Source organism: Pseudomonas sp. BR20, assembly GCF_050780135.1.
GTDB lineage: Bacteria > Pseudomonadota > Gammaproteobacteria > Pseudomonadales > Pseudomonadaceae > Aquipseudomonas.
This window is the reverse complement of sequence record NZ_CP172012.1, coordinates 5,608,592-5,622,736: the sequence shown is the minus strand read 5'-3', so window position 1 is coordinate 5,622,736 and position 14,145 is coordinate 5,608,592. Positions and strand designations below refer to the sequence as shown.

The window sequence follows — 14,145 nt, the reverse complement described above, 5'->3', positions numbered from 1 at the left end:
GCATGTTCGAGAAATTGCAGCGGGCGTTCTGGAAAGCCCTGACCCCGGATTTGATTGCCGAGACGGTGGTGACTCCGACGCAGGGGCTGTTGTCGGCCGAGGTGCTGAGTGCGTTGGGAGGTGCGGATAACCTCAAGTCGCAACAGCGTGTGGCGCTGACGCGGGTGAGGGTGCAATTGCAGGATACGGGCCGGCTGGATGAGGCGGCGTTGAAAGCGGCGGGTGTGCCGGGTGTGATGGTGTTGGCGGGAGGAGTGGTCCACCTGATCACCGGCCTCTAACCCAAGTAGAGATCAAAATGTGGGAGGGGCGGTGTTGGGAGGATCAGTTTTACAGCTGCGGGGTGTCTTCCGGCGGCTTGGTCTTGTCCACACCCGGCACATGCAGATTACCTTCCACCACCTGGTTGCCTTCCAGCTGCGGCTGGGTCACCCAGGTCAGGATGTCGTAATAACGCCGGATGTTCGCCACAAAGTGCACCGGCTCGCCGCCTCGCGCATAGCCGTAGCGGGTCTTGCTGTACCACTGCTTCTGCGACAGGCGCGGCAGCATCTTCTTCACATCCAGCCACTTGTTCGGGTTCAGGCCTTCCTTCTTCGCCAGAATGCGCGCGTCGTCCAGATGGCCGGTGCCGACGTTGTAAGCGGCGAGGGCGAACCAGGTGCGGTCGGGCTCGGCGATCTTGTCGTCCAGCTCGTCCTTGATCTTGGCCAGGTACTTGGCGCCGCCCATGATGCTTTGCCTGGCATCCAGGCGATTGGACACGCCCATGGCCTGGGCGGTGTTCTGGGTCAGCATCATCAGGCCGCGCACGCCGGTCTTTGACGTGACCGCCGGTTGCCACAGCGATTCCTGATAGCCGATGGCCGCGAGCAGGCGCCAATCGACTTTTTCTTCCTTGGCGTAGGCGCGAAAGTGCTTCTCGTATTTGGGCAGCCGCTGCTGCAAATGCTGGGCGAAGGTGTAGGCACCGACATAGCCGAGTACATCGACATGCCCGTAATAGCGGTCTTTAAGGCGTTGCAGGGTGCCGTTCTTTTCCACCTTGTCCAGGTAGCTGTTGATCTCGTTGAGCAGGCTGTTGTCGTCGCCGGCCGCCACGGCCCAGCTCTGGTTGCTGGCATTGCCGAGGTCGAACGCCACCCGTACGTTGGGGAAGTACACCTGGTTCATCGCCACTTCGTTGGAGTCCACCAGGGTCAGGTCGATTTGGCCCTCGTCCACCATGCGCAGCAGGTCGACCACCTCAACGGCGTCGGATTCTTCGTATTCGATGGCCGGGTTCTGCTTTTTAAGCGCCGCCAGTTGTTCGGCGTGGGTGCTGCCCTTGAGCACCATGATCTTCTTGCCCACCAGGTCTGCCGCGTTCGTCGGCCGTGACTGGCCGTTGCGGTAGATGATCTGCGGGGTGACTTCAAGATAAGGGTGGGAGAACCGCACCTGTTGCTGGCGCTGCTCACTGCTGACCAGGCCGGCGGCGGCGAGCACCGGACCGTTGGGTTTGCCCAGTTGGCCGAACAGGTCATCGAGGTTGTCGGCGGTCTCGATCTCCAGCTTTACGCCAAGGTCATCGGCAAAACGCTTGACCAGTTCGTATTCGAAACCGGTTTCACCGTTGCGGTCCTGGAAATAAGTCGCCGGGCTGTTTCGGGTAATCACCCGCAATACGCCATCCTCCTTGATTCGCTCGAGCGTGCTGGGTTTATCAACACAGGCGCTGAGCATCAGGAAGAGTCCGGTGACGATGAGCCATCTGGCGCATCGCGGGCGCAAAGCAGTTGGGGAGAACATCTGCGCAGTATACGCAAACGGCCCACGGCGCCATATCTCGACAGCGGCGGACTTGTCTGCTAGCGCCGGAAAAACTGTGCTGCAGCCCGCAGAAACGTGGCCTGGGGGCCGATTGTGACGGTTAAAATAACTGCGCGGAATGCCTTGGATAGCGCCCCGATACCGTGCAAACCGTGCCAACTGACGTTCGGCAGCGGCCAGCGGTGCCGTTTCGGGTGCCGTTGGCGCAGGTTTACGCTAGAATGCACGGCCTCAAAGCACACCCCTTCCCGAGGCTGTCCCGAAGATGTTGATCCTGCGCGGCGCTCCTGCCCTTTCTGCCTTTCGCCACAGCAAACTCCTTGAGCAACTGAGCCAGAAGGTTCCAGCGGTTACAGGCCTGTATGCTGAATTTGCTCACTTCGCCGACGTTACCGGCGTCTTGACCGCCGACGAACAGCAAGTGCTCGCACGCCTTCTGAAGTACGGCCCCAGCGTTCCCGTTCAAGAGCCGACTGGCCGCTTGTTCCTGGTTCTGCCACGGTTCGGCACCATCTCGCCCTGGTCGAGCAAGGCCAGCGATATCGCCCGCAACTGCGGCCTGGAGAAAATCCAGCGCCTGGAGCGTGGTATCGCTTTCTATGTCGAAGGTGGGTTCAGCGATGCCGAGGCCGAGCTGATCGCCAGCAGCCTGCACGACCGCATGACCCAGATCATCGTCAGCCAGCTGGAACAGGCTGCCGGTCTGTTCAGCCACGCCGAGCCCAAGCCGCTGACCGCGATTGACGTGCTCGGCGGTGGCCGCGCCGCCCTCGAGAAGGCCAACACCGAACTGGGCCTGGCCCTGGCCGAAGACGAAATCGACTACCTGGTCAACGCCTTCACCGGTCTCAAGCGCAACCCCCACGACATCGAACTGATGATGTTCGCCCAGGCCAACTCCGAGCACTGCCGTCACAAGATCTTCAACGCCAGTTGGGACATCGACGGCGAGAGCCAGGAAAAAAGCCTGTTCGGCATGATCAAGAACACCTACGTGATGCACAGCGAAGGCGTTCTGTCGGCTTATAAGGACAACGCCTCGGTAATCGTCGGCTCGGTTGCCGGCCGTTTCTTCCCGGACCCTGAAACCCGCCAATACGGCGCGGTGCAGGAGCCGGTGCATATCCTGATGAAGGTCGAGACCCACAACCACCCGACCGCGATTGCCCCGTTCCCGGGCGCCGCCACCGGTTCCGGCGGCGAGATCCGCGACGAAGGTGCCACCGGCCGTGGTGCCAAGCCAAAGGCCGGCCTGACCGGTTTCACCGTGTCCAACCTGCAGATCCCGGGCTTCGAACAGCCATGGGAAGTGCCGTACGGCAAGCCTGAGCGCATCGTAACTGCGCTGGACATCATGATCGAAGGCCCGCTGGGCGGCGCCGCGTTCAACAACGAGTTCGGCCGTCCAGCGCTGACCGGTTATTTCCGTACGTTCGAACAGTCCATCACCACCCCGCGTGGCGATGAAGTGCGCGGCTACCACAAGCCAATCATGTTGGCTGGCGGCATGGGCAACATCCGTGAAGAACACGTCAAGAAAGGCGAGATTCTGGTCGGCTCCAAGCTGATCGTCCTCGGTGGCCCGGCGATGTTGATCGGCCTGGGCGGCGGCGCGGCTTCCTCCATGGCCACCGGCACCAGCTCGGCAGACCTCGACTTCGCTTCCGTACAGCGCGAAAACCCTGAGATGGAACGCCGCTGCCAGGAAGTCATCGACCGTTGCTGGCAGTTGGGTGACAAGAACCCGATCAGCTTCATCCACGACGTCGGCGCCGGCGGTTTGTCCAACGCCTTCCCGGAGCTGGTCAACGATGGCGACCGCGGTGGCCGCTTCGAACTGCGCAACATTCCAAACGACGAGCCGGGCATGGCCCCGCACGAAATCTGGAGCAACGAATCCCAGGAACGTTACGTACTGGCGGTCGGCCCTGAAGACTTCGCGCGCTTCCAGGCCATCTGCGAACGCGAGCGTTGCCCGTTTGCCGTGGTCGGCGAAGCCACTGCCGAGCCGCAACTGACGGTCACCGACAGCCACTTCGGCAACAGCCCGGTGGACATGCCCCTCGAAGTGCTGCTGGGCAAGGCCCCGCGCATGCACCGTTCGGCGGTACGTGAAGCCGAATTGGGCGATGATTTCGACCCAAGCGCCCTGGACCTGGCCGACAGCATCGAACGTGTGCTGCACCACCCGGCCGTGGCGAGCAAAAGCTTCCTGATCACCATCGGCGACCGCACCATCACCGGCCTGGTGGCCCGTGACCAAATGGTCGGCCCATGGCAGGTACCGGTGGCCGACGTTGCCGTCACCGCCACCAGCTTCGACGTCTACACCGGTGAAGCCATGGCTATGGGCGAGCGTACGCCGCTGGCCCTGCTGGACGCCCCGGCGTCGGGCCGTATGGCCATTGGTGAAACCCTCACCAACATCGCCGCGTCGCGCATCGGCAAGCTGTCCGACATCAAGCTGTCGGCCAACTGGATGTCCGCCGCCGGTCACCCAGGTGAAGACGCGCGTCTGTACGACACGGTAAAAGCGGTCGGCATGGAGCTGTGCCCGGAACTGGGCATCACCATTCCGGTGGGCAAGGACTCCATGTCCATGGCCACCCGTTGGAACGATGAAGGCGTGGACAAGAGCGTCACCTCGCCGCTGTCGCTGATCGTCACCGGCTTTGCGCCGGTCACCGACATCCGCCAGACCCTGACCCCGCAACTGCGCATGGACAAGGGCACCACCGACCTGATCCTGATCGACCTGGGCCGTGGCCAGAACCGCATGGGCGCCTCGATCCTCGCGCAAACCCACGGCAAGCTCGGCAAGCACGCGCCGGACGTGGATGACGCCGAAGACCTGAAAGCCTTCTTCGCCGTGATCCAGGGCCTCAACGCCGACGGCCACCTGCTGGCTTACCACGACCGTTCCGACGGTGGTTTGCTGACCAGCGTGGTCGAGATGGCGTTTGCCGGTCACTGCGGCCTGAACATCGTGCTCGACAGCGTTGCCGAGGATGCCTCGGAAATCAACGGCATCCTCTTCAACGAAGAGTTGGGCGCCGTGATCCAGGTTCGCCAGGACGCTACTCCGGACGTCCTCGCACAGTTCAGCGCCGCTGGCCTGGACGACTGCGTGGCAGTGATCGGCCAGCCGATCAACAACGGCGAGATCAACATCTCCTTCAACGGCGACACCGTGTTTGCCGGCCAGCGCCGCTTGCTGCAACGCCAGTGGTCCGAGACCAGCTACCAGATCCAACGCCTGCGTGACAACGCCGACTGCGCCGAGCAGGAATTCGACGTGATCCTGGAAGAAGACAACCCGGGCCTGAGCACCAAGCTCAGCTTCGACGTCAACCAGGACATCGCCGCGCCGTACATCAAGAAAGGCATCCGCCCGCAAGTTGCCGTACTGCGTGAGCAGGGCGTCAACGGCCAGGTGGAAATGGCGGCCGCGTTCGACCGCGCCGGCTTCAATGCGATCGACGTGCACATGAGCGACATCCTCGCCGGTCGCGTTGACCTTGACGCGTTCAAAGGGCTGGTGGCCTGCGGTGGTTTCTCCTACGGCGACGTGCTCGGTGCCGGCGAAGGCTGGGCCAAATCGGCCCTGTTCAACAGCCGTGCCCGCGATGCGTTCCAGGGCTTCTTCGAACGCAACGACAGTTTCACCCTGGGTGTATGCAACGGTTGCCAGATGATGTCCAACCTCCACGAACTGATCCCGGGCAGCGAGTTCTGGCCGCACTTCGTGCGTAACCGCTCCGAGCAGTTCGAAGCCCGTGTCGCCATGGTGCAGGTGCAGGAATCCAACTCGATCTTCCTGCAAGGCATGGCCGGTTCGCGCATGCCAATCGCCATCGCCCACGGTGAAGGTCATGCCGAGTTCGAAAGCGAAGAAGCCTTGCTCGAAGCCGACCTGTCCGGTTGCGTGGCCATGCGTTTCGTCGACAACCACGGCAAGGTCACCGAAAGCTACCCGGCCAACCCGAACGGCTCGCCGCGCGGGATCACCGGCCTCACCAGCCGCGACGGTCGCGTCACCATCATGATGCCGCACCCGGAGCGTGTGTTCCGCGCCGTGCAGAACTCGTGGCGCCCGGAAGAGTGGAACGAAGACGGTGCGTGGATGCGCATGTTCCGCAACGCCCGCGTATGGGTGAACTAAGGCCGTGTACAAGCTTGCCTTCTTTGTGCCCGACAGCCATGTGGAGGCGGTGAAAACCGCCGTCTTCGCGGTTGGCGGCGGACGCATCGGCGACTACGACAGCTGCGCCTGGCAAGTGCTGGGCCAGGGCCAGTTTCGCGCGTTGGACGGCAGCCAGCCGTTTATCGGGCAGGTTGGCCAGGTTGAAGTGGTGGAAGAATGGAAGGTTGAGCTGGTAGTGGCCGATGAGTTGATCAACGCGGTGGTCGCCGCGTTGAAGCTCAGCCACCCCTATGAGACACCGGCTTATGACGTGTGGCAGTTGGCGGACTTCTGATCCGCCGACGGTAAAGACAAGAAACCCGCTGGGCCAGTTTGGCCAGCGGTTTTTTTGTTGACGGTCACGAACCCCGCGTCAAAGCCTCAGTGGCTCAGGGTGCCGGAACCAACCCCACTTCCACCTTCAACGCATCGATCAAGATGTTTTCGTAGCTGAAACGCTTGCCCTGCATCGGCTCCCAGCGTTCGACATAAAACAGGCCGTTGTTGTCGACCTTGATTGGCGTCGACACGATCTCCCCGCTGCGCGAGCGATGCAGCACGTTGTTCTGCGACGGCGACGGGCGTTCGATCAGGAACAGGCCGGGCCGGTTCAGTCGTGCCCTGTCCACCGCAACGAACGGGGCGGGGGCGTTGATACCGGCAACACCGGCGTCCAGGATGAAGTCGCTGCGCAAGGCTTTCCTGTACGGACTCATCCCTTCGGCAAACGACTCCCAGGCACCCGGACGAATATTCCGGGCCAGCGCGGGGGCGGTGTCCCGGACATGCAGGCTGACCGCACCTTGCAGTTCCGCCAGGCCTTGCACGCCCAGGTGCGTATTGGTGTGGGTGCTGCCAATGAAGGCAACCCACTTGTGAGACCCCTGTGCCGCCTGGTCGGCCGTGATTACCTGGTTGGCGAAGTAACTGAACAGCTGGTTGCGCGAGACGTCCGCATCCCCCAGGCCCTTGACGTGATAACTGGCGGTGCAGTCCAGGGCCCGGATGCGCAGGCCCTGTTTGGCCGCCGCCTGGATCACCTCAGTGTAGGTATCGTTGCCTTTGTAGCCTGGCATATGGCCCCGATCCAACTGGGTGAGGTAGCGCTTGAGGTTGTCCGGCAGCCGCTGGGAACGCAGAAAAATATCCAGCTCTTCCTGGTGGATATCGGTCAGCAGGTGCTCCATGTACAGGGTCTTGAATTCCAGGTCCTTGAGTTTTTTCATGTAGTCGCGCAACCAGCGTTTGCTGGACTGCGCGCTGTGTCCTTCACCGATTACCAGCCCCGAGAACTCGCTTTGACGGACGTTCTCCAGCAGCGCCTCCGGGCTTTTCGGTGAGGCGAGGACGGAGGGATCGGGCCTGGCGGGGGGTACGTGGCTGGCCAGGTAGGTATCTGCATCGGTGACCAGGCGTGCCCTGGCGTTTTGAAACGCCAGGAAGGCCTCGGTATGGTCAGGGTTCTGTGGGAAGTAGCGAGTGTCCAGCCCGTGCCGGGTATCGGTCTGGCGGACGATGCTTTCCCTGAGAGGGCGGGCAATGTCGTAGTCGTCGTAATGTGCCACCGCCGCCGTGACTGTGTTGGACGATGCTATCGGCTCGGGCGCTTTGTACGAGGTTCGCAGGGCCAACTGGTAATCGCCCCTGGCCAGCGCGTCACCCGCCAGGGCGCCGGGGGCGTCGACCCACACGCCCGCCGGTTGGTCCGCGCCCACATCCACCACGCGCAGCGCAACCGCATCCTGCAGGTCCGCCAGGCCAGGGGTTTTCTCGAAGGTACGCAGGCGGGAGTGATCCACCAGGGCAATCCAACGTTCATCCTGTTCGCTGAGGGCATCGGCCTCAATGACTTTATGGGAGTAGAAGTTCCTGACGCTGTTACCCCGTGGCGTGGTCGGTGGGGTATCGCCCATTTGCAGCACATCGTCCAGCAGGTAGGACGTGGAAGCGTCCAGGGCTTTGACCTGCATGCCCTTTTCCTGGGCTTTGCGCACCAATGCTACGTAGGAGTACTCGGCATCCTCGGCGAAACCGAGGGCTTTATCGACGGCCCTGAGGTGCCGTTCGATATGCTGCCAGGATTTGCCGCTGTTGAGTTTCTCCAGTTTTAGGCGGAATACATCGGTGGGCAGGTACTCGATGTACACATGCTTGAAGCCGCGCTCAATCAAGGCGTCCATCTGGGTGATCAACAGTTGTTTGCTGGCGATGGAGCCCGGTAGTGCGCCAATGACCAGGTTCTTGTTGCCGCTGAAGGCGTCGCTGGCAATCAGCTGTGCAAACGATGTGTTGGCCTCCAGGGCCGGGGGCGCGGTACGGGGCGGCAACGGGTCGAGGTGCTTGAAAAAGTCCTCGGCGTCAGTCGCCAAGCGTTTGGCCTGTTGCAGGTAAGCCGTGCGCAGGGATCGCAGGTCGCTGATGCCACTTCCCCGACCGACGTTTGTGGTACCGAACTCCCATTCGGAACGTGACAGGATTTCGGCTCGCACCTGCGGGTTAAGGGCCAACTCCAGCTTGCTGGCGTATTTCCCCGGTACCTCGTAAGGCTTGAGCGGCTCCGGTGTGTCCGGCAATTTTTCATACTTGGGCGCGCCGCCCGTGGCCCCGGTGCGGCGCCACACCCCTTGTGCATCAGGCGCAGCCACGCGAGTCGTGGAGATCAATTTGCCGGTAGGCGGATCGAGTCGGTACAGCAAATAACGTCCGATCGGGTCCGGGGTGTTCTTCGCCCAAAGCAACTCGCCATCGAACAGCACCGCCTGCATGTCTGCCGGTGCAAGAGCCTGGGCTTGCAGGGGTTGCACCAGCTTCACGGCCTCGCTGGCAGCGGCGGCGCTCTTGGCTGCCTCGCGCGGCGCCGGTCTTGCCAGTTGCCTAAGGGAAACCAATGCCGGGCGCAGATCGGTAAAAGCCGCGCCGGCGCTGTTGAGCACGTAACCGATCAAGTGTTCCACGGCAGCCCCGGTGTCGCCTTGCTCATAAGCGTTCAGGGCGAGCATGCCGTCCTTGAACGCCAGCAGCATGCCCAGGCTCAGGCTGACGGTGGGAAACGGCGCGGTAGCAATGGCAGTGACCCATTCCACGCAGGTCCAGAGGATGCCCGTGATCATCTGGGTGCGATTGGCCGTGGTGCCTTCAACGTCATCGATCTTGCGCTGCAGCTTCATGTCGTACAGTGCTCGACGCAGATCCGTCAGCGGTGGTTGTGCACGGATTGTGTCGTAGCGTGCCGGGCTGGTGTCGGTTTTGTTCAGGTCCTCGGGCAGCTGTGCCTTGGCATTTTCGAGAAAGGTACGCACTTTGGCCTGGGAGTGGGCGCCAACCCGCAGGGTGAAATAGCCGACCATGCCGGGCACCTTTTTCAGCAGGTAGTTGAACTGCCTGGCCTCGCGAAAGCTGATGCCGTCCGGGGCATTGGGGGTGTAGAGCAGCGTCGGGAAAGTGGCGTGGCTGAAGAGGAAATTGCCCATCACCCATTCGCCATCGATGAGCAGGCGATGAATGGCGTAGGTGTTGCGTGTGTCGGTGGCGGTGTCACCCATGCTGGCTATGGCGAGCTCCAACCAGGTCCAGTCGACACCAGCGATGTAGCCTTCAAGCCGGCACTCCAGGGCGGCGCTCTGCATCTGGCGCTGGGTGATGCTCAGCGTCGCATTGCGCCGCAGGTCATAGTCCGCGTTGCCAACGTTGAGCAGGCGGCGCCTGACCTCGTTGATGTAACGCTGGCCGACCCAGGTGCCGGTGATCGAGCGGGCGACTTTTTCTGCCGTCAGCGCACTCAGGTCCACCCCTTTGGGGCCTTTGAACCGGGCGGCGCGCGAGAACTTCTCGTCGATAAACCCCACACCGTCGGCGTAGCCGTCGCGGTAGAGCTGGGTGTAGGTCATGGGCGCGGGGGTCAATGAGCCGAGCAGCGCCGGTGGTGAAAAGGCCCAGACGGTGTCGGGGTCGACATCGTTCTGAGGGCGTGCCAGCAGCAGGTTAAGGCGTTTTTTGGCCTGTTCATGCAGGTAGTCAGCGAAGCTGGGAAACTGCGCGTCAGACAGCGGAAAGTCCTGGTAGGTGAGCAGCGCACATTCGCTGTCCTCGGCCAGTTTCAACAACTTGCGGCGGGTGTCGGAGTGAGCCGCGCGGTACCAGGTCGGGGTGCTGAACGCGTAGTCGTCGAGGCGGGTCGCCAGCACATGGGCGGACATGGCCTTGAGGCAGTCGGCGTGGCTGCCGACATTGCCAAAGCTGATCGCTGTGTACTCGCGGTCCTGAACCTTGAAGCTCAAGCCGCTCAGGACGCGCTTCATGGCCCTGCGAAAACGCAGGGCGACCCGTTTGATCAGGTAATCGGTGAGGGTGCCCGGCGGTTTTTTTTCGCCGTTGTCCAGGCTCCAGCCGAGGATGTGATTCTGGCACGCGACCTCGCTGTCGAAAGCCTGGAACTGCTGCTCCCGTGGCGCTTCGGGCGTGCACAGCAACAGGCGGATGATCGCGCCGCTGGCGTCGCGTTGGCGCAGTACCCATATGTCCTGCAACTGCGCTTCGTGCAATGACAGGGTGGCGGCGCTCAGGCGCGTGTCGGTGCCCAGGCGCACGTCCTGGACCAACTGAAAGTCCTCTTCACCGAGATGACCCTGGAGCATCGCGGTGTAGGCCAGCGCGTTGATCCGCTGGTCGAGCATTGCTTCGATCGCACGGCTGACCACAGGTTTGGCATGTATCTGTTGCTGCAACTCACCGAACTCGATACGCGGCTGCAAGGTGGTCAGTACCTGCGCCAGCCAGGCGGGAGTCAGGTCCTGGTAGGCCTCGGGCAGCGGTGCCTCCTGGTAGGTCAGCGTGGTTTTGGTCAGGAAGTCCGAACCCGGCGCATCATCACCGGCGTGCAGCCCGCGCAGGGCCAGCTCAACCAGGTTGCGGTCGTGTTCGTATTCGCCGATGGGGTCCACGTAGCGGCGCGTGTTGATCACCAGGTGTTCCGGCGCCAGGTCGTGGATGTCCAGCTCATCGCTGAGGTGTTGCAACAGTCGATAACGGGCCAGGGCTTCGGGGCTGGTGACCGGGCCGAGCACGTCGAGAAGCTGCTGGCGGGCCTCGTTATAGCTCGCCAGGTGAGCGGCGAGTGCGGCGCGGCGAGCTTCGGTGGCGCTGCGATACCAGTCCGGAGCGCTGTGGCGCAGGTGCCGCTCCAATAGACGTCGGCTGCGCCATTGCAGGCGTGCGCTGAAATTCGGCAACCCCCCCGCTATGGCACGGTCCAGGGCGTCGATCAACTGAGCCGCCGCGTGGGCGGGGTTGTCCACCAGGCTCAAGGCGCGCTCGATGTCCTGGGTGCGCTTGTCGACCAAGGCGTTGTAGGTGTGCTCAAACAGCGGCTTGTCCTGGATGGGCGTCAGTTCCAGCGGCCAGATGGCGGCGGGCGTCACATCGCGATAACGCACGGGCAACAGCGCCATGAAGTCGCGTCGCCGCTCGGCATCCTCCATGCCTTGCAGCACGTGCGTATTGAGTTGCGCCAGCGAGCCGAAGGACTCGATCCCGTGTGAGGGCGTGAACAGCATCACTTCACCTACAGTCGGCGCAGCGCTTAGATCAGCGACCACAGGGCTGGAATTTTCGGTCAGGACAAAGGCACCGGCCAGTTCAACCGTCTGCTCCTGATAACGAAAGGTCAGTGCATACAGGCCTGGACGCAACGTAGCGCCCAGCGGTACGCGCTCAAGCATGGCCTGTTGTTGCGGATGCAGCAGGCGGTCCTGGGCACTGACCGCCATTTCGTTGGCCAGGGCCGTGTAGCCGGCTTCAAAGGTCATGAAGGATTTGCGGGGCTTGCCATCAATTTGCTCATTGCGATCAAGTGCCAGCAGATACGTATTCAAGGTGGTCTTGAGTGCTTCGACTCGGGCGAGCAAATCGCTCTGGGTGATGTCCTGATAGAGGGCGCGGCTCTTGGCCAGGAACTGCTGGCGGTAACGCGTCAGGATGCCGTTGGTTTTTTCCAGGTAGGCCAGTTCGGCAGACGGTGTGTGTTCGGGCACTAGCGGCTTTTCGATCTGGAGCAGGTGGTGCCCGATCTGATTGAGGTGACCTTTGATACCTTCAAAGGTCTGGGGGGTTGTGCTCACAGGTACGCTCTCCATGCGGGGATAAGAACCTTGAGCATGCGCAGGCGGGCCATTGGCAGAGAGGTAGATAAGTAAGTTTTTTGATTTGTGGGAATGAATCTACCCGACGACAATCTGCATGTTTCCTACAACCCTTTCAGGTTGTCCCTAGGAACCCGCCTTAATAACCTTCGCCGGTCGCTGACAATTCAGTGATCGGGGTTTGAACTCAAGACCCGTTCAGTAACGTTGCACCGGCTTGAGATTCAATAATGGAGTTACCAGACGTCGTCGTTCCTAGACTCAATACGAGTACTGCACTGGGGCAAGCATTGGTTTCGATGTTCAAGTCCATCGAGGTGGAGTTAATGCTTGAGGGCGCCGCGTCAGGCGCGGTCAAGGTCATTGTATTCGGTGGTTGCGCTGTTCATTTATATACGCACCACCGTGTTTCCACTGACGTGGATGCAGAGATTTATTGCGCGAATATTCAGGACAAGCTGCGTCTGCGGACATTGCTGGCCGAGTTTCCAGAGCAGTTTTTCGACCAGCAGTCTGGCCGTGTAATGGAACTGAATTACGATCTTCAGTACAACACGGGTTTTGGCCCGCTTCACGAAGATTACTGGGAACGCAGTCTTCCCCTCGAAGAGTTTCCTGATGAGTCTGCATTGCATCTGCGTATAGCTGCGCCTATCGATATTGCAATTTCCAAACTGGGTAGAGCGACTGATCAGGACATTGGCGATATCATGGCGTTGCTTAGGGCCGGCTTCATTGTGACCACTGAGTTCCGCCTGCTGGCGTTGCAGGTGATTGATATGTATGTTGGTAACAAAGAGCCACCTAGATCCATTCTGACCAATATTTTGCACGATTATCTGGACACTGAAGTTGACGAAGCCTTTTGATGGTCCAGTCCTCTCTTGCGCCTTGGGGACTCTGGTCAAAGAACCTTTGAATCAGGCTGATGACACTGCTCTTGTCAGTGCAGCGAAAGCGGTTTGGTACTCGGAAGCGAACCTTGTGGGCGAGGTGAGAGCTTTTCTGGAGGAACACTCCAGTGAGGTGGAACTTCGTCGCGCAGGCTACTTGCTTGAGCGATTCACGCGTTTTTCGTGTGCGACAGACAGTCGGGTAATGGAGGCGTTGAAGGCGCTTGAGTTGTTTTCTGCTTCCAGGCAAGACGTGAAACCACAAGGTACTGTTGCGCTTCGCCGTCGTCGTGATGAGTTGGCAGTGTCTTGGGGGTTGAGTGAAGGGCTGGGTTTGAAGGCTCAGGCATTGATACCTTTTCAGACCCGCCACTACGAGGCGCAACAACGTGCGGCAGCATCTACCTAAGCGTTGGTCGCGATCAGAGGACCCGGTTCAGGCCGGTTTTTTATTGTCTGCGATATCTTCAGCTCTCGGAGATTTCCCACAAGGTGTTCAGGTTGTCCCTCGGAACTCACCTCACTAACCTTCGCCAGTCGCTGCTCATTCAGCGATCGGGACTGCAAGCCCGCCGAAGTTATGTTGGAGCTCATGAGCGCCGCTATAATCGTGGCGCTTTTCATGGTCATCGCTTTTATGGTGGCTGTGTGCGGGAGACCTTCGGGTCTACCCGGGATGCTCCTTCCTTGGTCTTGCAGGCCCGCACACAGCTGCCACCCATCATCTGCAAGTGATGTGGGTAGTTCCCATTATTTGAGGAGCATTACCATGATCAAAGACAGTCCAAATCCCCCATCCGCCTCTCAACCCACCGACCAACTCTTCACCGTACTGCCCCATCTGAACAGCGAAACCTTGCTTGCCAATGCATCCCAGGACCTGGCGTCCGTGCAGGCGCTGGCGGCCCATCTGGCGTTTGACATCGACGGCTCGCAGCGTGATGCGGTGCTGGGCATTCACCGGATGGTGGAGGGGATCCAGTTGATGGTGGATCGAGTGCTGGATTTATCCGAGGTGCCTGCGCAGTAGTAATTCGGCGCCGATGAGGCCCATTCGCGAGCAAGCCCGCTCCCACATTTGACCGTATTGCCAAGTCGGGCACCGATCAAAATGTGGGAG

8 protein-coding genes are annotated in these 14,145 nt (G+C 61.0%); 6 read left to right on the top strand and 2 right to left on the bottom strand.

Annotation, left to right across the window (positions count from 1 at the left end):
• The first annotated feature begins 2 nt into the window (after nucleotides 1–2).
• On the top strand, nucleotides 3–281 hold the full coding sequence (locus tag ACHPFG_RS25940; RefSeq protein WP_431700797.1) for a PTS transporter subunit EIIB: 279 nt from the start codon (nucleotides 3–5) through the stop codon (nucleotides 279–281).
• 49 nt (nucleotides 282–330) lie between these two features.
• On the opposite strand, the gene mltF is transcribed toward ACHPFG_RS25940, so the two are convergent.
• Nucleotides 331–1,791 carry a membrane-bound lytic murein transglycosylase MltF gene (gene mltF, locus ACHPFG_RS25935; RefSeq protein WP_027605438.1) on the bottom strand — a complete coding sequence of 487 codons (1,461 nt, stop codon included), beginning with the start codon at nucleotides 1,789–1,791 and terminating at the stop codon, nucleotides 331–333.
• Nucleotides 1,792–2,077: 286 nt separating this feature from the next.
• Here mltF and purL point away from each other — a divergent pair, with 286 nt between their 5' ends.
• Together purL and ACHPFG_RS25925 are read left to right on the top strand one after the other, a co-directional pair.
• The gene (gene purL / locus ACHPFG_RS25930; RefSeq protein WP_259242899.1) at nucleotides 2,078–5,974 is read left to right on the top strand and encodes a phosphoribosylformylglycinamidine synthase; all 3,897 of its coding nucleotides are present in this window, start codon (nucleotides 2,078–2,080) and stop codon (nucleotides 5,972–5,974) included.
• A 4-nt stretch (nucleotides 5,975–5,978) separates the two neighbouring features.
• The gene (locus ACHPFG_RS25925; protein WP_131697964.1) at nucleotides 5,979–6,290 is read left to right on the top strand and encodes an NGG1p interacting factor NIF3; all 312 of its coding nucleotides are present in this window, start codon (nucleotides 5,979–5,981) and stop codon (nucleotides 6,288–6,290) included.
• Nucleotides 6,291–6,384: 94 nt separating this feature from the next.
• Here the strand turns inward: ACHPFG_RS25925 and ACHPFG_RS25920 are convergent, their stop codons facing one another.
• Nucleotides 6,385–12,111 carry a membrane-targeted effector domain-containing toxin gene (locus ACHPFG_RS25920; RefSeq protein ID WP_431700796.1) on the bottom strand — a complete coding sequence of 1,909 codons (5,727 nt, stop codon included), beginning with the start codon at nucleotides 12,109–12,111 and terminating at the stop codon, nucleotides 6,385–6,387.
• Between the two features lie 251 nt (nucleotides 12,112–12,362).
• Between ACHPFG_RS25920 and ACHPFG_RS25915 the strand changes: the two genes are divergently transcribed.
• The 3 genes from ACHPFG_RS25915 (at nucleotide 12,363) to ACHPFG_RS25905 (ending at nucleotide 14,055) form a co-directional block, all read left to right on the top strand.
• Nucleotides 12,363–13,001, top strand: a complete 639-nt coding sequence (locus tag ACHPFG_RS25915; protein ID WP_431700795.1) for a DUF6036 family nucleotidyltransferase — start codon at nucleotides 12,363–12,365, stop codon at nucleotides 12,999–13,001.
• Entirely contained in the window at nucleotides 12,985–13,434 is a 450-nt protein-coding gene (locus ACHPFG_RS25910) for a hypothetical protein (protein ID WP_131697961.1), read from the top strand. Before ACHPFG_RS25915 ends, ACHPFG_RS25910 begins: the two co-directional genes overlap by 17 nt.
• Before the next feature lie 360 nt (nucleotides 13,435–13,794).
• Nucleotides 13,795–14,055, top strand: a complete 261-nt coding sequence (locus tag ACHPFG_RS25905) for a DUF6124 family protein (RefSeq protein WP_131697960.1) — start codon at nucleotides 13,795–13,797, stop codon at nucleotides 14,053–14,055.
• Nucleotides 14,056–14,145 lie beyond the last annotated feature (90 nt).